This window comes from Mesotoga infera, from assembly GCF_900157305.1.
Lineage (GTDB): Bacteria > Thermotogota > Thermotogae > Petrotogales > Kosmotogaceae > Mesotoga > Mesotoga infera.
The window spans coordinates 560,055-585,213 of the sequence record NZ_LS974202.1 but is presented as its reverse complement, the minus strand read 5'-3'; the positions used below and the strand labels follow the sequence as shown (position 1 = coordinate 585,213).

Below are 25,159 nucleotides of genomic sequence, written 5' to 3'. Positions count from 1 at the left end.
TTCGTCCTCAATGCTTGAAGTGACGCATGCCAGTGAAGACCAATGAAAGCCCGAGTCTGTCGGCTGCCTCTATGGAGTCTTCGTCTTTGATCGATCCGCCGGGCTGGATGATGGCACCTATCCCGGCCTTCGCGGCCGCTTCAACACAGTCCTGGAAGGGAAAGAAACCATCCGACGCCATAACGGCACCCTTCAGATCGTAATTCGATTGTCTTATCGCATTCTCCAGAGCCCAGATTCTGCTGGTCTGACCCGGTCCTATTCCAAGGGTCTGGCCTTGCCTGGCCAGAACTATGGCGTTCGATTTGACGTGTTTCACAACCTTCCATGCGAAGAGCATATCTTCCATTTCCCTCTCGTCGGGTTTTTTTGCCGTTACGATTCTCAGTCCTTCTCCCAGCATTGCGTTATCTCTGCCCTGAACAACCATTCCACCGGGTATCGACTTGAAATCGTACTCGTTGCACTTGAAAACGGGATCGATCTTCAGGATTCTTATGTTCTTTTTGGTAGAAAGTATCTCAAGCGCTCGTGATGTGAAGACCGGCGCCATTATTACCTCGAGAAAGACGTTTTTCAACTCTCCTGCCAGCTCGCTATCCACGGTTCCGTTGGTCGCCACTATGCCTCCGAACACGGATACCCGATCACAACCATACGCCTTTTTCCAGGCTTCTAAAGTCGTATCGGCCAGACCTACACCGCAAGGATTGGTGTGCTTCAACGTTATCAGGGCCGTATTGCTGGTGAACTCTCTCAAAAGTTCCATTGCCGCTCCCGCGTCGGTGAGGTTGTTGAAGGAGAGTTCCTTTCCCTGTATCTGAACATATCCCCCGAGTGGATAACTCAAGGGATAGCGGTAAAGAGCCGCCCTCTGGTGGGGATTTTCGCCGTACCTGAGGTCCTGGACCTTCTCAATCGTAATGTTTATCTTTTCAGTCAGACTCTCCCCGCACAGCCCACTTAGATGAGATGCTATTATCGAATCGTAGTGGGCCACGTGCCTGAAGACCTTCGCCGCCAGCTTCAGTCTGAATGCTCTGGAAGGGCCGCCGGCATCGAGCTCCTTTATGACGCCTGTGTAGTCTGACGGATCGACCAGTGCGATCACATCGCCATAATTCTTCGCGGCCGAACGGAGCATGGCCGGACCTCCTATATCTATATTTTCTATCGCCTCCTCCAGCGTCGCGCCGTTGCCGGAGATCGCCTCCTTGAAGGGGTAAAGGTTAACGGCCACGAGATCAATCGTGTCGATTCCAAGTTGCGCCAGCTTCTTCATGTGTTCAGGCAACTCTCTCTTGGCAAGTATTCCGGCATGAACGGCCGGATGGAGAGTCTTCACCCGTCCGTCAAAGCACTCTGGGAAACCGGTCAGATCAGATACGGCCAAAACCTCTACCCCCGAAGCGGCCAGCTCCCTCTGTGTGCCTCCACTGGAGAGTATCCGAAAACCTCTATCCGAAAGTTGTTTCGCAAAATCGACTATACCTTCTTTGTTAGAGACGCTCAACAACGCTGTCTTCATAGAAACCTCCTGTTATCAAAACTCTCTTTCCCATGACCGTCAACCTGTTCTCGCAGAAGAGAGAGACGGCCTTCGGAAGCAATCTGTGCTCGACCTGAGCCACCCTTCCGGAGAGACTTTCGACCGAATCGTCGCAAAAGACGGGAACGGATTCCTGCAGTATTATCGGACCGGTGTCGGTTCCTCCGTCAACGAAGTGAACCGTTGCGCCGGTTATCCTGACTCCGCTCTCGATAACCGCCCTGTGAACTTTCTCTCCGTACATTCCCTTTCCGCAGAAGGAGGGTATCAGAGAAGGGTGCAGATTTATTATCCTGTTCCTGAAGCGCTCGATGATATTTCCCGAGAGAATTTTAAGAAACCCTGCGAGGACGATCAGGTCTATTCGACAATCCTCGACGATCTGGAGGATCGCATCACTGTAATCGCCACCAGATCGACCGCCGTAATGCACTACGTGCGAGGGTATAGAGTGCCTCTTCGCTCTCTCAAGCGCGAAGGCCTTTTCGTTGCTCGAGATTACCAGCGATATCTCTCCATCTATGAAACCTGACACGGAGAGTTCGATCAATCTTTCAAGGTTGCTCCCGTTACCGGATACAAGTACGGCTATCCTCTTCGGCAAAGCGTAACACCACCCTCCCCGGCCACCACCACACCGATCTCAACCGGTTTTTCATCCTTCATTCCTTGCAGGACAGTATCGGCATCGTCGGGAGAGAACGCGGTAACCAGGCCGATCCCCATGTTGAAGGTCCTGTAGGCCTCCCTGACTTCGACGCCACCCCTCTCGACAATGAACTCGATCACAGGCGGCACCTCCCAGGAGTCGGTGTGTATCTCGCACTTAAGGCCTTCGGGTATTACCCTGGGAAGATTTTCTAGAAGTCCCCCGCCGGTGATGTGTGCGATCCCTTTTGGTTTACAGAGCTTTTTCAATCTTTCCAAGAGCGAGACGTATATTCTTGTGGGTGTGAGCAGCTCGAGACCTATCGGTCTCGAGAAGCCTGGAATGGTCTCGTAAAGATCTATTTTTTCATCCGAGATGATCTTCCGAACGAGTGAAAAGCCGTTGGAGTGAAAGCCCGAAGAGGGCCATCCTACGAGAATGTCTCCTTTCTCTATCGTCGAGCCGTCGATAATCTCCTGTCTATCTACCAATCCTACTGCAAAACCGGCCAGGTCGTATTCACTTTCGGCATACAGCCCGGGCATCTCGGCCGTCTCTCCTCCGATAAGGGCGCTGGAGGCCTGTCTGCATCCTTCGCATACACCGCTAACGATTTTCTCGATCTTCCCGGGTTCAAGCCTTCCGATAGCTATGTAATCGAGAAAGAACAGCGGTGTCGCACCCATTGAAATTATGTCGTTGACACACATGGCCACGCAATCTACTCCAACGCTATCGTGAATGTCCATCGCGAAGGCCAGTTTCAATTTAGTGCCGACTCCGTCAGTTCCCGAAACCAGCACGGGTTCTTCCATCCCGGCAAGATCAGGACGGAATAGTCCTCCGAAGGAGCCAATGCCTCCCAACACCCCGGGCGTCCTGGTAGTTTCCACGTGTCGCTTCATGAGCTCGACGGCCCTGTCCCCAGCGTCTATATCGACTCCGGAACTCCTGTAATCGCTCATGTTCTCACCTTCTGAGCGGTATCCAACGCGTACCTTCCGTCGGCGCCCTCTATATCCAACGGGTACTGTCCCGAGAAGCAGCCTGTGCAGAAGCCTGAACTGGAAGTGGCCTCTATTAGTCCTTCCAGACTTAGGTAACCGATGCTGTCTGCTCCCACCAGTCGTCCGATCTCCTCCACAGAGAAGCGCGCCCCGAGGAGCTCGTCCCTGGATGGAGTGTCTATTCCGAAAAAGCAGGGCCACATGACGGGCGGCGCGCTGATCCGCAGGTGTATCTTTCCCGCTCCGCATGCCCTGAGTCTGGAGATAAGTCTTTTTATGGTAGTTCCCCTGACGATAGAATCGTCAACGAGAACGATCGATTTCCCTCTCACAACTTCTTCCAGTACGTTTAGCTTAAGCGCCACTCCGATCTCTCTCTGATTTTGAGAAGGCTTTATGAACGTTCGGCCTACGTACCTGTTCTTCACAAGCCCCTCGAGAAAAGGTATTCCCGAGGCCTCGGAGAAGCCTATGGCCGAAGGCGTACCGGAATCGGGAACGGAACAGACGAAGTCGGCGTCGGCCGGAACCTCTCTGCAAAGTATTTTTCCGGCCCTTTTTCGGCTCATGTAAAGACTCTGACCCTTCATTACGCTGTCGGGCCTGCCGAAGTATATGAACTCGAAGATACATAGTTTCTCTTCGTTCTTCTCTTCCGGAGGATAGCTCTTCATTCCCGACCTGTCGATCACGACGATTTCACCGGGCATTACGTCCCTCAGAAGGCTCCCCCCGACAGTTTCGAAGGCGCAACTCTCAGAGGAGAGCATCAGATCTTTTTCTTTCCTTCCTATACACAAAGGTCTTATACCCAGAGGATCTCTAACACCGATCAACCTGTCGCGTGTCATTATTATTAGAGCGTAAGCGCCTTTCAGTTCCTTCATCACGCTCCTTATAGATATCACCAGATCGCTGTCGGAACTGCCGGCCAGGAGCGCCGCGATTACCTCTGTATCTACAGTTGTCTGGAAGATAGACCCTTTTTCTTTCAGACTTTCCCGCAGAGCCAAAGAGTTGGCCAGGTTGCCGTTATGACAGAGGGCAATCGTTCCTTGCCTGGTCTTGAAAACGAGAGGCTGTGCGTTGATCACACTACTGTCCCCGGAGGTGGAGTAGCGGACATGACCGACCGCGAGATCTCCCTTCAATTCTTCCAGCTTCGCGTCGTCGAAGACTTCTCCTACCAGACCCATGGCTTTGTGCAGATGTATGTCTCCATCTTCCGATACGGCTATTCCCGCACTCTCCTGACCCCTGTGCTGAAGGGCGAAGAGCCCGTAGTAGGTAGTCCTGGAGGCCCTTCCCTCTCTAGAGACTATACCGAAAACGCCGCATTCTTCCTTCAATTCCTCTCTCATGATCTCATCGCGCATTCGATCGCCCCCCTCCAGCGAGCTTCTAGCTCTCCAACCGTCGCGGACAAGACCTCCCTGCCCCACACATCTATCTTTAGCTCATTACTGCCGACCCTGCCCAGGATCCGAGCGGGTACGCCGAACTCCCCGGCCAGCTCGAGGAGAGAGTCGAGCTTCGACTCCTTCAGTGAGACCACGATCCTCGACTGGGCCTCCCCGAAAAGAAGCGCATCGATCGGCAATGTATCGTTAAGTTCGATTTTCGCCCCGAGACCTTTTCCAAAACAGCATTCTGAAAGTGCAACGGCCAGTCCACCCTCGCTGCAATCGTGGGCCGAGTCGAGTAGCCTTCTTCCTATGGCTTCAAGACAGAGCCTTTGAACCCTCTTCTCCCTTTCGAGATCTATCGTGGGACACTCTCCGATCGTTCTACCTGTGAGCATTCTGAGATATTCGCTACCGCCCAGTTCATTGGTATTCTCGCCGAGGAGGAGTATCACGTCGCCCTCGTTGATAAAAAAGCTCCCCGTCACCTTCGAAATGTCCTCTATCACACCCACCATTCCAACGATGGGAGTGGGGAATATAGCCCCGGTTTCGGTTTCGTTGTAGAAGGAAACGTTTCCGCTTATTACCGGTGTCTCCAGAACATCGCATGCAGCGGTCAGACCGGCGATCGTCTCTTTGAACTGCCAGTAGATCTCTCTCTTTTCAGGGTTTCCGAAGTTCAGACCGTCGGTTATCGCAAGCGGCCTGGCACCCGAACAGACCAGGTTTCGTGCGGCTTCAGCGACTGCTATCGCAGCCCCCATGAATGGATCGAGATAACAGTAAGAACCGTTACCATCTATCGTGAGGGCTATCGCTCTGTTTGTACCCCTAATGCGTATTACGGCCGCATCGCTTCCCGGCCCCGTCACCGTACTTGTCCTCACCATATGGTCGTACTGACTGTAAACCCATTCTTTACCGGCTATCGTCGGTCTTTGCAGGAGCGCGATCAGCGTCTCCTCAATATTCATATCTTCACTTTCGAGTAGATCGAAACGTCCAACACTCTCCAGATAGGCCGGCCTGGTTGACTCTCTCGTATAAACAGGGGCGTCGTCGGCCAGCAGTCTCGCAGGCAGCGAGGCAACGACTTTTCCTCTCTCCAGTACGGTGAGGAGTCCGTCATCTGTCACCTCTCCTATCACCGTTCCGCTGAGTCCCCATTTCTCGAAGATCGCCCCAACCTCCTTCTCTCTTCCCCGTTTCACGACGACCAGCATCCTCTCCTGAGACTCCGAGAGCATTATTTCTACCGGTGTCATGGCCTCTTCTCTTAGCGGAATACAAGATAGTTCTATCCATATTCCGCTCTTCCCGCGGCTGGCCATCTCACAGCACGAAGAGGTCAACCCGGCCGCGCCGAGGTCCTGAATTGCGACCACGGCATCGGTCTTGAAGAGTTCTATACAGGCTTCCAGAAGAAGCTTCTCCATGAAGGGATCTCCGACCTGAACGGCCGATTTCCTCTCCAGAGACTGCTCGGTCAGCTCGACAGAGGCGAAGGCCGCCCCACCCATGCCATCGCGCCCGGTGGTTGCCCCCACGAGCATTACAGGGTTGCCGATTCCTTTTGCCCTGGCGTACTTGACCTCTTCGTGCCTCATTATTCCCACGCACATCGCGTTGACCAGGGGGTTGCCCGTATAGTGATCGTCAAAGTAGATCTCTCCGGCCACGGTCGGTATCCCCATACAGTTGCCGTAATCTCCTATACCCTTCACCACGTTCTCGAAGAGATACCTGGTCCTGGCCTTATCCAGCTCGCCGAACCTCAACGAATTTAGCAGAGCGATCGGTCTTGCCCCCATGGTGAAGATATCTCTTATGATTCCACCGACGCCGGTTGCAGCGCCCTGGTAGGGCTCGACGGCCGAAGGGTGGTTGTGGCTTTCGACTTTCATCACTACAGCCAACCCCTCACCGATATCGACAATCCCGGCGTTCTCGCCTGGACCCTGAAGGATAGAGCTGCCGCCTGTCGGAAGCGTTTTGAGTAGAGCTTTTGAGTTTTTGTAACTGCAATGCTCGGACCACATCACCCCGAACATGGCCAGTTCAAGTGGATTCGGCTCCCTACCGAGCTTCTCGCAAATCAGATCGAACTCAGAATGGCTGAGACCCAACGGCGAGTAATCAAGAGTTGACGAGCTCACCGGCCATACCCCCCTTCAGGAAAGAGATCATTGACTTGAAGAGAAGGAGCCCGTCGGTGCCTCCCGTGATCTCCGCGCAGACTCTCTCCGGGTGTGGCATCATTCCCAGAACATTTCCCCGTGCGTTGGAGACCCCGGCAATGTTCGAGATCGATCCGTTGGGGTTGAACTGTGGGGAGACTTCCCCGTCGGCGGAGCAGTAGCGGAAGATCACCTGGCCGTTCTCTTCGAGGCTGCGGAGTGTTTCTCCATCGACGAAGTAGTTTCCGTCCCCGTGAGCGATCGGTATCTTGAGAACACTTCCGCTTTCTAATGCCTTCGTGAAAGGGCTCATGGTCGATTCGACCCTCAAATAGACGTTCTTGCAGATAAATTTTAGATCCCTGTTCCTGAGTAAAACTCCCGGCAGGAGACCGGCCTCAGTCAGTATCTGGAAACCGTTGCAGATACCAAGAACGGGCCTTCCATTTTCGGCCATCTTCCTGACGGACGCCATGATGGGCGAGAAACGGGCTATCGCGCCGCATCTGAGGTAGTCGCCGTAGGAAAAGCCTCCCGGAAGTATTACCGCGTCGAAACCTTCGAGGCTCTTTTCCATATGCCACACGTAACTTGCCTCTTCTCCGCTCTCTAAGATGGCTTGATAAGCATCGAGATCGCAGTTTGACCCCGGAAATACCACGATGGCCACCTTCATCTTTTCTCGCCGCTCATTTCGAAGGTAAAATCCTCCATGACCGTATTGGCCAGAAGGGAACGACACATTTCTTCTACTTTTGAACCGTCCGGACAGCCATCTTCCAGCTCTATCTCTATTATTTTGCCTATTCGCACTCTCTTCACCCCGTCGAAACCCATTGAATCGAGTGCGTTCCTCACCGCCAGCCCCTGTGGATCGGCGATGCCGTTTTTGAGAGTTACATAGACGGTTGCCTTCATTTTCCACCTCCGAGGACTCTTTTCAAAGCCTTCCTGTAACCTTCCTCGATGTTTCCCAGATCCCTCCTGAAACGATCCTTATCCATCTTCTCTCCCGTCTCGCTATCCCAGAACCGGCAAGTATCGGGACTGATCTCGTCGGCCAGCAGGATCTCCCCGTTATCCAGCCTGCCGAACTCCAGTTTGAAATCCACCAGTGTTATTCCGGCTTTCGATAAATACTCCCTAAGTATCGTATTCACCCTCAACGCCATCTCTCTCAACTTGGCGAGTTCTTCTTCATCTGCAAGGCCTAGTGCCAGGATATGGTCGTCGTTGACCAGCGGATCGCCCAGATCGTCCCTCTTGTAGGAGAACTCGACGACCGGCCTGGCGAGTTGCGTTCCTTCGGCAATTCCCAGTCTTGCGGACATAGAACCGGCGGCGATGTTTCTCACTATAACCTCGAGCGGGATTATCTCCACCCTTCTGACAACCATCTCGGTCGAACTCGTCTGTTCCACAAAATGGCTCTCCACACCTTCGCTCTGAAGTAGCTGGAAAAAGTAGGCCGACATGGTGTTGTTAATGGCGCCCTTTCCGATGATGCTGCCCTTTTTCTCTCCATTGAAGGCCGTTGCGTCATCCTTGTACCTTATAAGGTATCTGTCGTCCCTGTCTGTCAGGAAGACCTTCTTGGCCTTTCCCTCGTAAAGCAGATCTCTCGCTATCAACTCAAATCCCTCCCTCTGTATTCGAACGTAACTCTTCGTCGCTATTCAAGACTTCCTCTCGCATTTGCCGAATATACGATTCCAGTCTTTCCCTCACTTGCGGGTATTTTATGGACAGTATCCTGGCAGCCAGGAGCGCTGCGTTCTCGGCACCATCGATCGCCACCGTGGCCACCGGCACACCTTTAGGCATCTGAACTGTGGATAGCAGCGAATCCAACCCATCGAGCGTGGAGGATTTGACCGGAAGGCCTATTACCGGCAGGCATGTGCAGGCGGCGATCACACCGGCCAGATGAGCCGCCTTCCCTGCTATGGCCACTATCACATCTATTCCTTTTTCCCTCACCGAGAGTGCGTATTCCATTACAAAAGAAGGTGTGCGATGCGCGGACATGATTCTCAATTCAAAACCAACGGAAAGTCTTTCGAGTGTTTCGGTACATCTTCGGGCCACGGGGAGGTCGGACTTGCTCCCCATAACCACAGCCACTAAAGCCATTGAAAACCTCCACAATAGACTGACCCCGCAAAGGCGAGCCCGCGGGGTCGTTAAATCACAGGACTCACCCATAGCCAGGCAATTTTACGGTTGCCGGTAGAGACTCGCGGGCCATATTCCCGCGATTATACAGGTGAAAAATAAAAACGAGAGCCTCAGGCAACTCTCGTTCGGTTATAAAAACGAAAAGTCACCTGTAGCCAGGCAATTTACGGTTGCCGGTAGAGACTCGCGGGCCATATTCCCGCGATTATACAGGCGATGCTTTATTCAATTTTCTTACTCTGAAATACTACCATAAAACGAGTAACGGGGAGTTTTTCTTTGATAATTTTCTCTGAACACTTCCTATCAGAAGAGAAGCCTTATAATCCACTCAAAGAGTCCGCTAATACCCCCGGTTTTCGTAGTGATGAAGCCCACTATCTGGTGAGCCGTAGCCGGGAGTTTCAAAAGATAATCTCCAAAGCCCTTCTGATAATAGATTGCGATCATCCCCCTTGCCTCGCCGCCTATGGCCACTCTGGCCGAAGCGAAACCGCCGAGCGCATAGTTGTTCGCCAGAGCCGCGCCGCCGATGGCTATGTCGTAGGCGATCGCCAGACCACCGATGGCCATGTAAAGAGCCACGGACAAACCACCGAAGGCTACCCAGAGGCTCGCCGAGACCCCGCCCAGCGATAGAGAGAGTGCCAGCGAAATGCCGCCCAGCGAGATTACGCCCAGCGAAATGCCGCCGAGCGAGATAACACCCACTGCGACACTCCCGATGGCTATTATCCCTTTAGCCAGACCGAGCGGCCTTGTGTTTATATGAACCAGAGGGACTCCCGCGATTGTTGCCTTTGAAGTGTACTCGTAGCCGTAGGAGCGACCTGTGGTTCTTCCGCCGCCTCCTCCTATATACCTGGCCTTAGGGTAGATGGTCCGCATTTCGTCCAGATACTCCCTGGCAAAGACGGATGGATCGCCTAGAACTTCGTAAGGGTCGTTGCGACCGCTATCGAAGACTTTGTCCCTGATAATTGAGAGAACTTCTCTCTCCATTCTCTTCTTCGTTTCTCTGTCGGCCAGGATCCTCATCATAACGGCACGACCGTACGCCTTTATCTTTTTCTCATCTATCATTTCGATTCGCCTCCAGACTACAGATACCATTTTTCCTCAGCAATTATTGCAATCCCAGATCATAGGCGATCAGGGAGTGCCATCTATACTGAAGTAGAAACCGAATTTGCCGTCGAAATAGCTGAGGCCGATTTTGGGATACAAATCGCCAAGTCCAATTGTAGTACCGATGTTCATAAAGAGGTAAGCCAGTGCGCCATCGAAGATCAGGTTCTTGCCGAGGACTTTTGCACCCAACCCGACCTCCTTGAAGAAGAGAAGGGGACTCCAACCCCGGTCTATCCTGAAGAGCACCTGCGCCCCTCCCGCATACCAGTATAATTCCTCGTCGAAGCCCATCCCAATCTCCACCAGCGTTTCCAGTGTCGGAACGAACAGCGCATCGAGTGATAGAATCAATCCTATCTTCCCTGCCGTTAACTTAAATCCAGGATTGAGTGTCAGTTTGAAGATGTTTCCTCCCAGAGAGAGCGGCACTTTCATGGACAGGTCACCAGAAGTATCTATCTGTAGAGTTACCGAAGAACGGAACCTCGTAGAAGGGTTGATCGGCATCTGGAACAACTCGGTAGATATCGCGGCACTCCCCAAAGGAAGGTCGGTCTTGCCCAGATTGAGATCAAGAGCGAGATCTATACCACCTATTATTCTTCCATTGTACTGAACAGTAAGGGAAGGCTTTAACGTTCCGAAATTGAACGAGGGATTCACGGTGAGCGAGTGTTCTCCGTCAAGCGACATATTCAAGAACAAAAAGCCCAGTGAAAAGTCCTTACCATCGTACTCGACCAGGGGAGTCCGAAGTACAGGGTTCACGAAGTGAAGGAAGGACTTCTTAAGGTAATCTCCCATTTCGTACTCCGATTCGGCCGGATCGAAACTGTCGCTCTCCACCTCTTTAACTTCATAAGGAACGATCGAGTAGTCGAACCGGTAAATGGACATACCCTTCGCCAGGCGTGATTGTCCGTAACCGTATATATAGTCCTCAGATAGAACGGCCTTCTCCAGGTTGGCTCCCTCGGTGAGTCTGCAAATCTCCCCGGTGGAAAGATCCACCGCGAAGGCGTCCATATACTCCGCTTCGTAAGCGGCCGTATAAACTACCAGTCCGTTCCGGACATCGATTCCCCGGCCCTTCATGTAAGGATCGTCGAGAATTATCTTGAACTCTCCATCACCAAAAAAGCCTATCGCTCCGTTGATACCGTTTCTGGAGAGGAGCATGACGTAACTGCCATCCTCCATGATGATCATATCCCTGACCAGCCAGGGGAGTCTTAGAACCTCCATCTTATCGAAGTAGATTGTCGATATGCCTTCTTTTTTGTTGTAAACGGCCGTCACAAGCTTTCCGTTGAAGACATCGAAAGCCGATATCTCGCCTTTATCGAGGAGTCTGACGTTGACCGCCGAGCGCTGCTGCCATATCTCACGTGAAACGCGGCCTCTCTCTGCTACTGAAGTCATAAGATATGTGCTCCCGTCTTTCCATTTGATTGAAATGGCACCGAAATCGGAGAGCCTTGTATCGAAACCATCGTCGTTTATCTCGCCAAGACCGCGATCGTAGGCGCCTACCCATGCACTGGCCTCTCCGTTGCGTACATAAGAGAAGACTACGCCGTCTCCCGTACCGGCCATGTCTATGATCTGTCCGTTCTCGATGATTTTGATTTCTGTCAGAGTTGCGTAGGTGGTGGATCTCAAAGCCACTTCTTTCTCCCAGTCATTATACAGATCGTCAAGGGTGGCACCGAAAGCGTTTTTAGCCGAGGTGATCGTACCGATCACGGGCAGCAACTTGCCCGATATCTCACGATGAAAATTCTTGACTGCGTCTATTCCGAAGCGCCGAACGAGATAATCGTAAAAGGCCGCCATGTAGTTGTAGTAAAGCGCGCCACCCCTGTAATCCTCCCTTGAAGTGGCGAGAACATAGGCCAGTTCTGGAAATACGCCGGCCGCGTAATTCTGATAGGCCAGTTCCTTTCCCCAAAGAGGGTTGTTCAATCTTCCCTCTGAAAGATAATTGGTAGACTCTGCGAAGACTGTCACGCCTTCTATAAAGGGCGAAAGATTCTGGGGCGACAGTAGCTCCGTTCCCAGAAGGACTCTAGAGATAAAGGCCGGTAAGCCCGTGGTATAGGTCAGATGGATGATGTGCGTGAATTCGTGGATCAGTAACTGCCTGTAAGGGTTGGAGACGTTCATCCTGGTTGACAACGCGGCATCCGATGGCCAGAGATATATATGGATCGTCTTATGGTTGAACGGAAAGGCTATCCCGTTTGTATCGGTTCCTTTTTCAAGGAGCACGATGTTGATTCTCCCGGGATCGTTCCCGATTAGGTCTATGGCTTCCTGCCTTATAGATTCGAAAGTGTTGCCTATATAGACCGCGAGGTCTTCATAGCCCTCGGGATAGTAAATGTCGGCGTTTGGAAAAACCAATACGTTCCTGGCCAAAACAAGAACGGGCAATATAAATAGAAGTAAAATAAAAAGCTTTTTCATAATACCCTCACCCTCCTGCCGAAAAGATTTCCGGCCGTCCTGTGGATGTTCGCTTCTTTGAAATCGAACCCGGCTGTTTCCACTTCCCTTCCGACTCCTACCCGATCGATCATCCATTCGTTCAGCCACTACGATAGAATACCCTCGGGCAGAACCTGGGCACCATGGATTGACTTTTTAGAAACCTCGAAGAATTTCCGGAGTACCCCGTGCCAGTGTTGTTCACCGGAAAAAAACTACAGACGAGGGGTTAGTTTGATCTGGCCTGCCCGTTTCGAGTATATTCTAACATTGTTTTCAACCCTTCCGTTCCAAAAGACAGCTTCCTATTGCATAATAACCTTAGGGAGAAACTGATTTCACTTTTGGAGGTTATATTATGTGGGCATTTCTGGATGGGGAGTTCGTCGAAGAAAAGGACAGACATATCAAGCTAGAGAACAGGGGTTTGACCTTCGCCGACGGCCTTTTCGAGGTGATAAGAACCATTGAAAGCAAGATTCTCTTTTTCGAAGATCACTTTTCGAGAATGCAAAAGAGCGCCATTCACTTCGATATTGATCTCCCTTATTGCAGCGAATACATCAAAAACGCCGCTCACGAGCTTATAAAGAAGAACGGAATTGAAGACGGAGAGCTGTACCTGGAACTTACACGTGGGACCGACCTTCACAGAGATCATAGATATCCCCCCAAGAGAACACCTTCCACTTTCTTTATGTTGGCACTCCCCCTGAGGCACATAGATAGGGAAAACTGGAAGAAGGGAGTTAAGCTGCTGACCTACCCGGATTTGAGACATAAGCTCTGCGAGCACAAGACGATAAACCTTCTTCCGAACGTCCTGGCCAAGAACTATGCCTACTCGAACGGAGGGTATGAAGCCCTCATGTATAGAGAAGAGCGCAACTACAGGTACGTTACCGAAGGCGGAAGCTCCAACTATTTCATGGTGAAGGACGGAGTCCTACATACGCCGGAGATAGACAATATACTGCCGGGAATAACCCGGGAAAAAGTCACAAAGATAATTCACGGGCTCGGCTATGAACTGCACGAAAGAAGGGTTGGGTTGGAGGAGTTTCTCACCGCAGACGAAGTCTTTCTGGTCAGCACCGTCTCACGTGTCATGCCCGTGCATTCCATAGACGACGTTCATTTCGATGCGCCAGGTACAATTACTTTGAAAGTTCAAGAAGCTTATGAAAAGATTTTCTTCTCATTTTTGTGATCGGGGTAGTTAGGTTAAATGTACTTATCGATTGCCTTTATCTTCCCGAGCTGAAGCCGTTCTGATATATAATAGTTTCTATGATTGCGGTACCACATCATCTTTCTTGGAGGTGTTTCAAAATGAAAAAGCTCCTAATTTTCTCGTTTCTGCTGCTCTTTGCAATCATGACTTTTGCCCAGATCTCTTCCGAAGAGGCTATTCCCGTAATAGAGGGAAAGGGTATAATCACCGCAGTGGATGATTCTCCACTGACCTTCGGAGAGTTCAAGACCGCCGTAGAAAAGGCCTTCCCCGGTAAGGGGCAGCTTATAACTGGAACGGGAGAAGTCACGAGAGCCGATTTCGCTGTTGCCTTGGTCAAGGTTCTTGGACTGGAAGCAGAAGCGAACGCCGTTGAAGAGATCTGCACAACCGCTATCGACGAATGGGAAGCCCCCAAAGAAGCATGGGGTGCATTGACGGTAGCCTACAGGAGCAACAGACAGCTCCTCGATTTCAGGTACGGCCACGTAATAGAGCCCACTTCTCCTATCACTAAGAAAGAAGCTGCCGTTTCCATCTACATGGCGATGAATCCTCCAGTAAAGGGTGGAATTGCCACAACTGCTGTCGCCGCCGACGCGCCTGGTTTCAACACACTCTTCACCTCTTCAGGTCTTACATGGACGATCTGTAACATCATCGGAGACGGGTACACGGGAACGGACAACAACGGCTTCTATTTCCCGAGAATGATAAAGAGAATGCCAAGCCTCGAAAACGGTCTCATGAAGATGAACGAAGACGGTTCGCTGACCATTACTTACGAACTTCGAAAGGGTATGAAGTGGCACGACGGTACACCTGTAACGGCCAGAGACGCCAAATTCCAGTGGGAAGTAATGACCAGTGGAGCTCCGGTGACCGCCAACTACTTTGAAAATTCCGTTTCCGAGGTCACGATAATCGACGATCTCACCTTTTCTATAACTCTTCCAGAGCCTCTTAGCAATGCAGAGTTGGGGTCCTCGGTTTACGCCTATTACTTCGGCTGGTTCCAGATCCCCGAACACATTTACAGGAAGGATTTTGAACAGGCCAAGGCCAGCGGTCTTTGGGACAGTTTCGTTGAGAAGGCCACCAAAAATCCAGTTATGACCGGTCCATACATGTTAAAAGAATATGTCGAAGGCCAGTACGTCATTCTCGAAGCTTTCAACGATTACTACATGGGCAGACCGAATATAGACCAAATAGTGATGAAGATAATTCCCGACAGTGACGTCACCTTCGCTTCCACGTTGAACGGTGAAATCGATTTCGGAAGATACACGCTAGACCTCAAGCAGTCAATACAGCTTAAGAACCAGCTTTCGAACGTGTTCAATGTTTTCTTCACTCCGAACATCGCCTACGACAATCTGAACCTCAACCTAAGAGACCCGAACGACACTTCGAAACCCAACAAATTCTTCGGTGACAAGAGAGTCAGACAGGCAGTTCTCTACGCGATAGACAGACAGCAGATAAGCAACGTCGTTTACTCGGGCCTGGCCGAAGTCGTGGATACATGGATCACCGATCTCCACCAGATGAGAGATGCCCTCAAGAGTCCACTTGTAAAGCACTACGAATACAACCCCGCCAAAGCGAAGGAATTACTGGCCGAGGCTGGCTGGAAACTGAACAACAAAGGCATCCTCGAGAAGGACGGGGTTGTTTTCGAATTCTCCATCGTTGGTCCGGCTGGCAGCACGCAGTATCAGATGATGGCACAGATGATTCAGAGCATGCTCAAGCAGGTCGGCATATCCGTCAAGGTCGATCTCAAACCCTCTCTGGTAGTCTGGACTGAAATAATGCCTTACGGAAATTTCGATGCGCTCCTCTCAGGCTGGGGCTATGGAGTCAGCGATGATGCTTCCAATTACTGGACCACAGATCTGATACCGTCCGACGCCAACTACTGGGGTGGTACGAATTACACTGGCTGGTCCAACGCCGAGAACGACGAAATCATCTATGCAGCTGCCAGAGAGCTTGATCCGGCCAAGAAAGTCGCTCTTTACGAAAAGCACTTCGCACTCTGGACCGAAGAGCTGCCGGTACTCCCGCTGGTCGTTGCACCAACTCCGCACTTTGCGAAGAAGTACATAAAGAGCTTCGATTCCGGTTACGACAATGGATTGGGTTGGATAATCCAGAACTGGTACATACAGAAGTAATTTTCTTTCGGCGGGGACGGGCGATTCCGTCCCCGCCCTATCATAATTCCGGAGGTTTGACATGAAATTCACTGAACTCATAGAAACAGTTCCAGACTACAAGAGATTTTTCACCGTCGAAGAGATGGACAGAAGGTCTCTGGCTCTGGCTGAGAAATACCCAGATAGAGTGAAGGTTTACGAAGCGGGTAAATCCAGGGCCGGTCATCCTATATACGTTCTCGAGATAGGCAAAGGTCCCAAAAACGCACTCCTTTTCGGTTGTCCCCACCCTAATGAACCGATAGGCGCGATGATGCTCGACTACCTGAGCGAGAGACTTGCCAGCGACGACTCGCTGTTGAGCGAGTTCGACTACACCTGGCATATGATAAAAGTGATAGATGTCGATGGCACCAAGTTGAACGAAGGCTGGTTCAATGACTCCTCTTCCATAAGAAAATACGCGGCCAACTTCTACCGACCGCCGGGCCACGAACAGGTCGAATGGACCTTCCCGATCGACTACAAGACTCTTCACTTTCACTCTCCGCTCCCGGAGACCGAAGTGCTAATGAGATTGATGGAGGATAAGAAACCCCAGTTCATGTACTCTCTCCACAATTCCGGCTTCGGAGGCGTCTATTATTATATAAGCGACGATGTTCCCGAGCTTTACGAGACCTTCAGCAAGTTGCCCGGCCTCTTCGGTCTCCCTCTGAACCTCGGAGAACCTGAAGCGCCGTATTTGAAGGAACTGGCTCCCGCCATATTCAAGCTCTTCGGAATGGCACAGGACTACGATTACCTCGAAAAGAACCTGGGACCGGGCAAAGACCCTGCAAGCGTGATAAAGGCCGGAACGAGCTCGGACGACTACGCCTCGAGTGTTGCCAACACCTTCTCACTAGTCTGTGAAATGCCTTATTACTACGATCCGCGCGTCGAAGACCAGTCAGAGGCTGATATCTCCAGAAAAGAGGCCCTCATGTTCAACTACGAAAAGTCCGTTGAATCTTTCAACTTCACCAAAGAGATTATGAACTCGTTAGAACCGGAGATAAAGGATAGAAACTCCCCCTTCTACCGGGTCTTCAAGAACGTTCTTGAGACCTATCCAGATCAGTTGCAGGCTCAGAAGAACTGGATAGAAAACGATCCCTCCCTCGAAAGAAAGGCCAAAAAGGCCGAGGTCTTCGACAACAAAATAGTGAGCCAGTTCTATCAATCACTTATGCTCGGTATGTTGAGACGCCTCATAGCAGAGAACAACGACGGCTCGACAAAGTTGAACGCGATATCAAACATGGCCGACGAAGCCTTTGACAGGAAGATTGAGTATCTCGAGGAGAACTTGAATTACACGACTATTCCAATAAAGAGTCTCGTCTGCGTCCAGTTGCTCGCAGGGCTGAACCTGGCGGATTATCTGCAAAGGAAGAGCGATAAGTGAAGGTATATTTCCTGAAGCGCTTCCTCGAGCTCATACCGATCTTCTTCGCGATATCCATAATAATCTTCGTAATAATGAACTCGATGCCGGGCGATCCGCTGCTTCAGATGCGTATGCAGAATCCTAGAGCGATGGCGAACGATCCCCAAAGGATGAAAGAGCTCAGGGAGTACTACCGGCTAGACGACCCGCTACCGCTCAAGTATTTCACCTGGCTGAAGAGCGTAATTACGGGGGATCTAGGATATTCCAGTATGTACAAGACACCTGTGATAGACCTGATCGCTTCCAGGCTTCCCAACACCCTGATACTCACGATCACGGCCTGGCTGATCGGTCTGGCCGTTGCATTGCCGATTGGCATACTGTCGGCAGTGAAGAAATACTCGTTCTTCGACTACACTACCACGGTTTTCGCCTTCATCGGGATTTCGCTGCCGAGCTTCTGGTTCGCCCTGATCGCGATAATTATCTTCAGTGTCAACCTGAAGTGGTTGCCCGTTTCGGGGATGGCAACTTATGGTGTCACGGGTTTTTGGAATGTTTTCGCGGACAGATTGAGGTATCTAATTTTACCGGCGGCCGTTCTGGGGTTGGTTCAGGTGGCCTCCTGGGTCAGGTACATAAGGACCTCCCTGCTTGAAGTGCTGGATCAGGACTACGTCAGGACGGCCTACGCCAAGGGAGTTCCCGACAGGAAAGTAATAATAAAACATGCTTTGAAGAACGCTATGATACCTATCATAACGATCATTGCGCTCGATATCCCCTATTTCTTCGGGGGAGCGCTGATAATCGAAACGGTTTTCTCCTGGCCGGGTATGGGTCGCCTCATGTACCAGGCCGTCATATCCAGCGACTACAATCTGGCTATAAGCTGCCTCATGTTCCTGGCTATAATAACTCTGATCTCTAACCTCATTGCCGATCTGCTCTATGTACTGGTCGATCCGAGGATAAGAATGGGAAGAAAGGGGGCCTGAATATGCCGAAGCTATTTTATCGGAAGAAATTGGAAGAACTCGAGGAAAAGGCCCGCCCAATACATATAAACAGCTACTGGCAGCTAGTATGGGTTAAGTTCAGAAGCCACAAACTGGCCATGTTCGGAGCGGTCGTGCTTATAATAGTAGTGGCCTTCACCATTTTCGGTCCGCTCTTCGTGAAGGTAGGCTTTGAGGACATGGACTTCTCATCACTCTTCAAACCACCCCTGAGTCCCGGGCATCCTCTGGGAACGGACGAGCTGGGACACGACGTTCTCGTCAGGATTATGTACGGTGGCCGGATCTCTCTCTTCGTCGGTTTGGCTTCTTCGATAATCACGACGCTGGTCGGAACTCTGATCGGTCTGCTTTCAGGCTTTTACGGTGGTCTGATCGATAGATTACTCATGAGGTTCGTCGATGTAATGCTCTCGATTCCCATGTTCCCTATACTCCTTACCCTGACGCTCGTCTTCGGCTCGGGTATCATGAACATCATACTCGTTCTGACAGTCTTCGGCTGGATGGGCGTGGCGAGACTGGTCAGGGGACTTGTGCTTTCCATAAGAGAGACGGAGTATGTGATGTCAGCCCGGGCAATGGGTGTGAGGAGTGCGAGAATAATACTCAGACATGTGCTGCCTAATGTCATACCGATAGTTATCGTCTCGGCCACGTTGAACATGTCGTACGCGATCCTCTCGGAATCGTCGTTGAGCTACCTGGGATTGGGGATACAACCCCCGATGCCTTCCTGGGGTAATATGCTCCAGAAGGCGATGAACTACATATTAGGAACGGCAACAGGCACCAATCCCTGGTGGCTGACCTTCTTTCCGGGCTTTTTCATATTTCTCACAGTTCTGAGCGTGAACTTTCTCGGTGACGGACTGAGGGACGCACTCGATCCGAAATTTGTTAGTGAGAGTTGATGAATATGCAAGAGATACTCAAAGTCGAAAACCTGAAGATAACCTTCAAAACGCAACTGGGAAAGATAACACCGGTCGATGGAGTCTCGTTCAGGCTTTTTGAAGGCGAGACACTCGGAATAGTCGGAGAATCGGGCTGTGGCAAGACGATAACGGCCTTCTCGATAATAAAGCTCCTCCCCAAGAACGCCATACTCGGAGATGAAACGAAGATCTCCTTCAGGGGCAGGGATATAGCGACACTGGAGAAATCGGACCTCCACAAGATCCGGGGCAAATCCATCTCTATGGTCTTTCAAGAGCCGATGACCTCCCTGAACCCCCTCTACACTATAGGCTGGCAGATTTCGGAGGTTTACAAGTTACACGAGGGTCTTAACGATGAAGAGGCCATGGAGAGAAGTGTTGAAATGCTCCGGTTAGTCGGCATACCGGAGCCGGCAAAGCGGACTAAAGAGTTTCCGCATCAGCTATCCGGTGGAATGAGACAGAGAGTGATGATAGCGATGGCACTTGCCTGCAGACCGGCTCTGCTCATAGCCGATGAGCCCACGACCGCACTGGACGTGACTATACAGGCCCAGGTTCTCGAACTCATGAATGATCTCAAAAACAAGCTCGACACGGCCACGATAATTATCACTCACGATCTTGGCGTGATAGCCGAGATGTGCGACAGGGTACTGGTGATGTATGCCGGCCAGATAGTCGAGAGCGCCGATGTATTCAGAATATTCGACAATCCCCTTCACCCATACACCAGAGGACTGATCCACTCGATACCCCGTATAGAGGTGGAGAAGCGCGATCAGAAGAAACTAAGCGTTATCACGGGCTATGTACCTCATCCTTCTAAATTCCCCTCAGGTTGCCGCTTCGAGCCGCGTTGCCCCATGGCCATGGAGAAGTGCAGGAAGGAGACGCCACAGATCTATAGACCGGAGGAAGGTCACACGGTGCGTTGCTGGCTGGCCGAAGGGAGTGAGATAGATGGCTGATACCCCTATGGTGGAGATTCATCAATTGAAGAAGTGGTTTCCCATCAAGAGCGGTTTTAGAAAGAAATCGAACCTTAAGGCAGTCGATGGGGTTGATCTGCATATCTACAGGGGCGAAACGCTTGGGCTGGTCGGAGAGTCGGGCTGTGGCAAGACCACCATCGGTCGTACGCTCATAAAGCTTTACCAGCCGACCGGGGGCAAGTTCATTTACAGGGGTAAGGGTGTCATTGGAGGGGCAATCGATATCTTTTCACTCAAGGAATCGCAAATGAGACCTTTTAGAAAGGAAATCCAGATGGTTTTCCAGGACCCTTACGCTTCTCTGAACCCCAGGATAACCGTACAGGATATACTTTCGGAAGGCCTGCGCGTTCATTCCATAGGCAAAGGCAGGGACGAGCGGAAAGAGATGATCGCGGGGATACTCGAGAAGGTTGGCCTGAGACCGGAATACATGTACCGCTATCCGCACGAGTTTTCCGGGGGGCAGAGACAGAGGATAGGTATCGCCCGAGCGATAATTCTGAATCCCGAACTCGTGATCTGCGACGAACCGGTATCGGCATTGGATGTTTCCGTTCAGGCCCAGGTAATAAACCTTCTGGAGGACCTGAAGCACGACTTCCAGCTCACATACCTTTTCATCGCCCACGATCTGGCTGTGGTAAAACACATCTGCGACAGGATATCGGTCATGTATCTGGGCAAGATAGTGGAGACTGCCGAAACGGACGAGCTTTTCAGAAATCCTTTGCATCCTTACACACAGGGACTTTTGTCCTCGATACCGATTCCCAATCCCCACATGAGAAAGATCGGTAAGAGAGAGCTCGTCAAGGGAGATATTCCCTCGCCTGTCGATCCACCGGATAACTGTCGCTTCGTTAAAAGATGCCCCAAAGCCTTCGATAGGTGCTCGAAAGAAGCGCCCCGGCTCACAGAAACGGGAAGTGGGCATTACGTTTCCTGCTTTCTATACGGCTGATTTGGTGATGCAAAGAGATCAGTCGAAGACGAAGATCCAGGAGAAAAGACTCTCGACGAGCTCAAGATCGACGTGGCGGAACTCGTAGTAGTCGTCGGGAGTCGATTTTTCTCTCTCTACCCGCATGAAGTAGTGGTCCAGATCTGGAAGGAGCTGGAAGTAAACGTTTAAACTGGTCCAGAGAGAGTTCATGAAAGTCATATAATCATCGATCGTCGATTCGTAATCTGCGCCGCCCTGAAGAATCAAAACCGGTATATTCAATTTCTTTATCGTTTCTATCGGATCAAGGGCATCTATTTCGTAGTAATAACCTGCCGTCGCTGCCAGAACGGGCGCTCCAGGAGGCAGCTTCCCATCCAAGGCCCTCTGGAGGTAATCGATCAGAAGCTCCAGTTGCTGCTGTTCTCTGTCCGAGTAGAAGAGCTCAGAAACGTACTTTTGGCGGTCTATTATCACCTCCAGTTCCCGTCTGGCCGGTGTCGCCATGAGTACTATACCATCTACATTCTCGTTTCTGGCCGCCACGATCGGGGCTATCTTGCCACCCAGTCCATGACCGACGAGAAAGATAGAAGAGACGGCAGGCATCTTCGATGCCATATTCACAGCGTTCATCACATCTTCTATAACCTCAGTCTCGATACTTGGCAAAGCTTGAGATAGCTTCTCTCCGAAGACAAAAGTCCTTTTGTCATAACGCATCACAGCCACACCGCGTGTCGCCAGTCCCCAGGCTATGTTTCTGAATGGCTTGTTCGGTCCGATCGTCGAATCTCTGTCGAGGGCGCCCGAGTCATGTATGAGAATTACCAGAGGATATCTGTCAAGGTTCTTCGGCACGGTCAAAACCCCTGGAAGTTTCCATTTGTCGTTCCCGATGGTTATCTCGAACTCGTCGAACCGACTCGTATCTATGTAATCGGGGATAGCACCTGGTTGGAGAGTTGGCTGTACGACAAAAGCATCGACCTTTCCGAAACTGTCGATCACTATGTTGAAATCTATGTAGCCCTTCTCAAATTGCGAATGAAAGATATAAACAGTGTATCCACGTATTTCGCTGGTTTCGGTGGAAAAAATGAAGAGATAATTGCCATAATTCTCCCTAAGGCGCTCCAGCTCCTTCTGCATGTCGTCCACAGTATAGTCTTTCCGCGCTTTCACGCTCTGCATCTCGTTCGCCAGATAAAAACTCCCTCGCAGGAACAGTTGGAGATACCTCTCGGCCAGAGCCTCAGACCTGGCGTACAGAAAAGTCGTGGAAACGCACAAAAGTAAAATGGTCGGTACGATCCTTTTCAAATCAATGTTTCTCCCAAACAATACTAAGAGGCTTATACACGCCCCGATTAAATATTAAACCACACCACGCCATTTTACTATCAAGAGATAGAGGTAAGATTAAACCTCACAAACCCTGTCAAGGCTCGCAAGAAGGAAGCATCTATGAAATAGTCACATTATGAGCTGAAATATACTTCGCTCTTCTCAAATGACTCCGGACAGGTGACAGCTCTATGATACTTGAAACCTTCTACCTGTAACCACTTTCGACGGACTGATCCATGATTCTTTACTCGGAAGTCGATTTAATAGATTGTACGATAAATCGAGCAAACGAGTTGAAATAAGGATAACAACCATCAAGACGGGGGAACATAATAGCTCATTTTACCCGAACCGGATCCGGGATAATAGTTAACGGTGTATTGATCGGTTGGATTTACATATTCAAGTGACTATAATTAGTTGGAAGTATGCCTGTATTTAAAAGGGAGATAGGGAAATGCCTAGAGGTGGAGGTTCAGGTAGCAGGAGCAGCGGTGGTTCTTCTTCGAGTAACAGGAGCAGTGGCGGACGGAGCGGCGGTTCTTTTTCCAGCGGCAGATCCAGCAGTGGAGGTGGTTCCTCTTACAGCAGTAGCAGGAGAAGCAGTGGCGGCTTCTTCGGCGGTGGAACCGGGAGTAGCTCAAATAGTTCTGGCAACAAAACCAGTAACAGAAAAATCGGAACTCCCATCATCGGAGGACTAGGTGCTTTCAGACGTGTCAGTAACAGCGGTGGAGGAGTCAATCAGAGTGTCGGGGGCGGCAGTGGATGTGGCGGTTGCAGTGGCTGCAGTTTTGTGGCTTTAGGGATAATCGTTGTAGCCGTGATTATAGTGATAGTTATCGTTTCCACCCAGGGGGCGCCAAACATACAGACTCTCTCCAAGAACGAGATCACCAGATCGACGATCGTGAGGAAGCCTTTACCCGATGGCTCTGTGAAGGAGACCGCTTATTTCACGGACGAGCTGGGCTGGATCACCAATCAAAACCTGCTTCTTGAAGGAATGAAGCACTTCTACAAAAAGACAGGTGTACAACCTTATCTTTATATAACCGATACGATTAACGGGTCGCACTTTCCGTCCGAAGAACAATTGGATGCCTTCACACATGAACTTTACGAAAGGCTTTTCACGGATGAAGCCCACTTATTACTAGTTTTCTTCGAATACGAGGAAAGGTACATGGACAGATACGTTGCCGGAGTTCAGGCCAAAACCGTAATCGATGAAGAGGCGGCCGATATTCTGCTAGATTATATAGACCGCTACTACTACGATACCGGCCTGACAGATGAAGCTTTCTTCAGCAAAGTCTTCACGGATGCGGCCAACAGGATTATGACGGTCACCAAGTCGCCCTGGATAAACGTGCTGATAGTCTTCGGAATCGTAGTCGCCATTCTTATACTATTCGCCTGGTGGAGCCGGGTGAGAAGACAGAAATATCTCGAGGCCAAACGGACGGAAGAGATGCTCAAAGTACCGCTGGAGAAGTTCGGCGATAAAGAAGTCGAAGATCTCTCGAAAAAATACGAGGAAAACAATAGCAACGAAAAATGACGTTTAGGCCAAGATGAGCAGATTTGTCAATGACGGTCAGGCTTAAACTAAAGGGAGGAAAAAGAGGATGGGTATTTTGGAAAGATTCAACGACATTATCAAGTCTAACATCAATGCATTACTGGACAAATTCGAAGATCCATCCAAAATGATCGACCAGTACATGCGGGAGATGATTGAGGATCTAGCCGAGGTAAAGAGGGGGACGGCCTCTGTTATGGCCGAAGAAACCCGCACCAAGCGACTCGTGGACGAAAACGCAGCCGAAGTTGCTAAATACGCCAACTATGCAAAAAGAGCTCTTATGGCCGGGAATGAAGATGATGCCCGCATTTTCATCGCCAAAAAACAGGAGCTTGAAGATGCCGGCGCCGGTCTTATGACTGCCTACGCGGCGGCCCATGAAAACGCCATAAAGATGCGCCAGATGCACGATAAACTGGTGGAAAACATCGAAGCTCTGAAGGCAAGACGCGAGATGATAAAGGCTAAAGTCTCGGTGGCCAAGACTCAGAAGACGATCAACGAAGCGACCTCAACTTCTGGAAGAACGCAAGGAGCAATGGACGCCTTCAACAGAATGGAGGATAAAGCCCAGAAGATGCTGGACGAGGCAACCGCGATGGCAGAATTGAACAGCGAACCCATCGACAAGGCAAAAGCGCTGGAAGAGAAGTATGCCTCGAAGAGCTCTTTCTCCGTTGAAGAAGAACTGAACAGAATGAAGAGTGAACTCGAAAAGTAACTGCAAAAGATATTGATCCTACCAAGTATCAAGACCCCGCTTAAGGAGCGCGCGGGGTCTTTTTCATTCTGAGATGCTAGATAAGCTCATTCCATGTGTTGATTATGCCTCTGGATTCGATCTATCCTGAGCTATAATTCAAGCGTTGAAATCTTTCTAGAGGGAAAAGGGGGAGAAA

Annotated in this window: 21 protein-coding genes and 2 riboswitches; of the genes, 9 read left to right on the top strand and 12 right to left on the bottom strand. The window is 50.7% G+C overall.

Features of this window, described 5'->3' with window-relative positions; all coding sequences use genetic code 11:
• Positions 1-7 precede the first annotated feature (7 nt).
• The 11 genes from purH to MESINF_RS02670 form a co-directional block, all read right to left on the bottom strand.
• A complete protein-coding gene (purH, locus tag MESINF_RS02720; protein WP_169698423.1) occupies positions 8-1,528 on the bottom strand; it encodes a bifunctional phosphoribosylaminoimidazolecarboxamide formyltransferase/IMP cyclohydrolase in 1,521 nt (506 codons plus the stop codon).
• Entirely contained in the window at positions 1,500-2,153 is a 654-nt protein-coding gene (gene purN, locus MESINF_RS02715; RefSeq protein ID WP_169698422.1) for a phosphoribosylglycinamide formyltransferase, read from the bottom strand. Before purN ends, purH begins: the two co-directional genes overlap by 29 nt.
• The gene (gene purM, locus MESINF_RS02710; RefSeq protein ID WP_169698421.1) at positions 2,138-3,163 is read right to left on the bottom strand and encodes a phosphoribosylformylglycinamidine cyclo-ligase; all 1,026 of its coding nucleotides are present in this window, start codon (positions 3,161-3,163) and stop codon (positions 2,138-2,140) included. Before purM ends, purN begins: the two co-directional genes overlap by 16 nt.
• Positions 3,160-4,581, bottom strand: a complete 1,422-nt coding sequence (purF, locus tag MESINF_RS02705) for an amidophosphoribosyltransferase (RefSeq protein WP_197712699.1) — start codon at positions 4,579-4,581, stop codon at positions 3,160-3,162. Before purF ends, purM begins: the two co-directional genes overlap by 4 nt.
• The gene (gene purL, locus MESINF_RS02700; protein WP_169698420.1) at positions 4,563-6,767 is read right to left on the bottom strand and encodes a phosphoribosylformylglycinamidine synthase subunit PurL; all 2,205 of its coding nucleotides are present in this window, start codon (positions 6,765-6,767) and stop codon (positions 4,563-4,565) included. The genes purF and purL overlap by 19 nt, the downstream gene beginning before the upstream one ends.
• The gene (purQ, locus tag MESINF_RS02695) at positions 6,748-7,464 is read right to left on the bottom strand and encodes a phosphoribosylformylglycinamidine synthase subunit PurQ (protein WP_169698419.1); all 717 of its coding nucleotides are present in this window, start codon (positions 7,462-7,464) and stop codon (positions 6,748-6,750) included. Before purQ ends, purL begins: the two co-directional genes overlap by 20 nt.
• Entirely contained in the window at positions 7,461-7,706 is a 246-nt protein-coding gene (gene purS, locus MESINF_RS02690) for a phosphoribosylformylglycinamidine synthase subunit PurS (RefSeq protein WP_169698418.1), read from the bottom strand. Before purS ends, purQ begins: the two co-directional genes overlap by 4 nt.
• Positions 7,703-8,419, bottom strand: coding sequence for a phosphoribosylaminoimidazolesuccinocarboxamide synthase (gene purC, locus MESINF_RS02685; RefSeq protein ID WP_169698417.1), 717 nt, complete (start codon positions 8,417-8,419; stop codon positions 7,703-7,705). The genes purS and purC overlap by 4 nt, the downstream gene beginning before the upstream one ends.
• 1 nt (position 8,420) lies before the next feature.
• On the bottom strand, positions 8,421-8,921 hold the full coding sequence (gene purE / locus MESINF_RS02680) for a 5-(carboxyamino)imidazole ribonucleotide mutase (RefSeq protein ID WP_169698416.1): 501 nt from the start codon (positions 8,919-8,921) through the stop codon (positions 8,421-8,423).
• Positions 8,922-8,972: 51 nt separating this feature from the next.
• A riboswitch (purine riboswitch) is annotated at positions 8,973-9,074 on the bottom strand.
• A 24-nt stretch (positions 9,075-9,098) separates the two neighbouring features.
• Positions 9,099-9,199: riboswitch (purine riboswitch) on the bottom strand.
• 73 nt (positions 9,200-9,272) lie between these two features.
• The gene (locus MESINF_RS02675; RefSeq protein ID WP_169698415.1) at positions 9,273-10,049 is read right to left on the bottom strand and encodes a hypothetical protein; all 777 of its coding nucleotides are present in this window, start codon (positions 10,047-10,049) and stop codon (positions 9,273-9,275) included.
• 69 nt (positions 10,050-10,118) lie between these two features.
• Positions 10,119-12,566: a hypothetical protein gene (locus tag MESINF_RS02670; protein WP_169698414.1), complete on the bottom strand. Its 2,448-nt coding sequence runs from the start codon at positions 12,564-12,566 to the stop codon at positions 10,119-10,121.
• Positions 12,567-12,945: 379 nt separating this feature from the next.
• On the opposite strand from MESINF_RS02670, the gene MESINF_RS02665 reads away from it, so the two are divergent.
• The 7 genes from MESINF_RS02665 to MESINF_RS02635 all read left to right on the top strand — a co-directional run bounded on the left by MESINF_RS02665 (position 12,946) and on the right by MESINF_RS02635 (position 21,340).
• Positions 12,946-13,797, top strand: coding sequence for an aminotransferase class IV (locus MESINF_RS02665; RefSeq protein WP_169698413.1), 852 nt, complete (start codon positions 12,946-12,948; stop codon positions 13,795-13,797).
• A 122-nt stretch (positions 13,798-13,919) separates the two neighbouring features.
• Positions 13,920-16,004, top strand: coding sequence for a peptide ABC transporter substrate-binding protein (locus MESINF_RS02660; protein ID WP_169698412.1), 2,085 nt, complete (start codon positions 13,920-13,922; stop codon positions 16,002-16,004).
• Between the two features lie 61 nt (positions 16,005-16,065).
• Complete coding sequence (locus MESINF_RS02655; RefSeq protein WP_169698411.1) at positions 16,066-17,436, top strand: M14 family zinc carboxypeptidase; 1,371 nt, start codon at positions 16,066-16,068, stop codon at positions 17,434-17,436.
• On the top strand, positions 17,433-18,419 hold the full coding sequence (locus MESINF_RS02650; protein WP_169698410.1) for an ABC transporter permease: 987 nt from the start codon (positions 17,433-17,435) through the stop codon (positions 18,417-18,419). Before MESINF_RS02655 ends, MESINF_RS02650 begins: the two co-directional genes overlap by 4 nt.
• Before the next feature lie 2 nt (positions 18,420-18,421).
• On the top strand, positions 18,422-19,354 hold the full coding sequence (locus tag MESINF_RS02645) for an ABC transporter permease (RefSeq protein ID WP_169698409.1): 933 nt from the start codon (positions 18,422-18,424) through the stop codon (positions 19,352-19,354).
• Positions 19,355-19,359: 5 nt separating this feature from the next.
• Positions 19,360-20,352 carry an ABC transporter ATP-binding protein gene (locus tag MESINF_RS02640; RefSeq protein WP_169698408.1) on the top strand — a complete coding sequence of 331 codons (993 nt, stop codon included), beginning with the start codon at positions 19,360-19,362 and terminating at the stop codon, positions 20,350-20,352.
• Positions 20,345-21,340: an ABC transporter ATP-binding protein gene (locus tag MESINF_RS02635; protein WP_169698407.1), complete on the top strand. Its 996-nt coding sequence runs from the start codon at positions 20,345-20,347 to the stop codon at positions 21,338-21,340. Before MESINF_RS02640 ends, MESINF_RS02635 begins: the two co-directional genes overlap by 8 nt.
• A gap of 18 nt (positions 21,341-21,358) precedes the next feature.
• Here MESINF_RS02635 and MESINF_RS02630 read toward each other — a convergent pair whose 3' ends face one another.
• Entirely contained in the window at positions 21,359-22,645 is a 1,287-nt protein-coding gene (locus MESINF_RS02630; protein WP_231936822.1) for an alpha/beta hydrolase, read from the bottom strand.
• Between the two features lie 484 nt (positions 22,646-23,129).
• Here MESINF_RS02630 and MESINF_RS02625 point away from each other — a divergent pair, with 484 nt between their 5' ends.
• Complete coding sequence (locus MESINF_RS02625) at positions 23,130-24,236, top strand: hypothetical protein (RefSeq protein ID WP_169698406.1); 1,107 nt, start codon at positions 23,130-23,132, stop codon at positions 24,234-24,236.
• A gap of 67 nt (positions 24,237-24,303) precedes the next feature.
• Entirely contained in the window at positions 24,304-24,981 is a 678-nt protein-coding gene (locus MESINF_RS02620) for a PspA/IM30 family protein (RefSeq protein WP_169698405.1), read from the top strand.
• The last annotated feature ends 178 nt before the right edge of the window (positions 24,982-25,159 follow it).

Excerpts from the sequence above, each read along its gene's own strand:
- MESINF_RS02660 (WP_169698412.1), top strand. The coding sequence starts at position 13,920 with ATGAAAAAGCTCCTAATTTTCTCGTTTCTGCTGCTCTTTGCAATCATG.
- MESINF_RS02620 (WP_169698405.1), top strand. The coding sequence starts at position 24,304 with ATGGGTATTTTGGAAAGATTCAACGACATTATCAAGTCTAACATCAAT.
- MESINF_RS02645 (WP_169698409.1), top strand. The coding sequence starts at position 18,422 with ATGCCGAAGCTATTTTATCGGAAGAAATTGGAAGAACTCGAGGAAAAG.
- purF (WP_197712699.1), bottom strand. The coding sequence starts at position 4,581 with ATGCGCGATGAGATCATGAGAGAGGAATTGAAGGAAGAATGCGGCGTT.
- purS (WP_169698418.1), bottom strand. The coding sequence starts at position 7,706 with ATGAAGGCAACCGTCTATGTAACTCTCAAAAACGGCATCGCCGATCCA.
- MESINF_RS02665 (WP_169698413.1), top strand. The coding sequence starts at position 12,946 with ATGTGGGCATTTCTGGATGGGGAGTTCGTCGAAGAAAAGGACAGACAT.
- purE (WP_169698416.1), bottom strand. The coding sequence starts at position 8,921 with ATGGCTTTAGTGGCTGTGGTTATGGGGAGCAAGTCCGACCTCCCCGTG.
- MESINF_RS02640 (WP_169698408.1), top strand. The coding sequence starts at position 19,360 with ATGCAAGAGATACTCAAAGTCGAAAACCTGAAGATAACCTTCAAAACG.
- purM (WP_169698421.1), bottom strand. The coding sequence starts at position 3,163 with ATGAGCGATTACAGGAGTTCCGGAGTCGATATAGACGCTGGGGACAGG.
- purQ (WP_169698419.1), bottom strand. The coding sequence starts at position 7,464 with ATGAAGGTGGCCATCGTGGTATTTCCGGGGTCAAACTGCGATCTCGAT.
- MESINF_RS02675 (WP_169698415.1), bottom strand. The coding sequence starts at position 10,049 with ATGATAGATGAGAAAAAGATAAAGGCGTACGGTCGTGCCGTTATGATG.
- purH (WP_169698423.1), bottom strand. The coding sequence starts at position 1,528 with ATGAAGACAGCGTTGTTGAGCGTCTCTAACAAAGAAGGTATAGTCGAT.
- MESINF_RS02635 (WP_169698407.1), top strand. The coding sequence starts at position 20,345 with ATGGCTGATACCCCTATGGTGGAGATTCATCAATTGAAGAAGTGGTTT.
- MESINF_RS02655 (WP_169698411.1), top strand. The coding sequence starts at position 16,066 with ATGAAATTCACTGAACTCATAGAAACAGTTCCAGACTACAAGAGATTT.
- MESINF_RS02625 (WP_169698406.1), top strand. The coding sequence starts at position 23,130 with ATGCCTAGAGGTGGAGGTTCAGGTAGCAGGAGCAGCGGTGGTTCTTCT.
- MESINF_RS02670 (WP_169698414.1), bottom strand. The coding sequence starts at position 12,566 with ATGAAAAAGCTTTTTATTTTACTTCTATTTATATTGCCCGTTCTTGTT.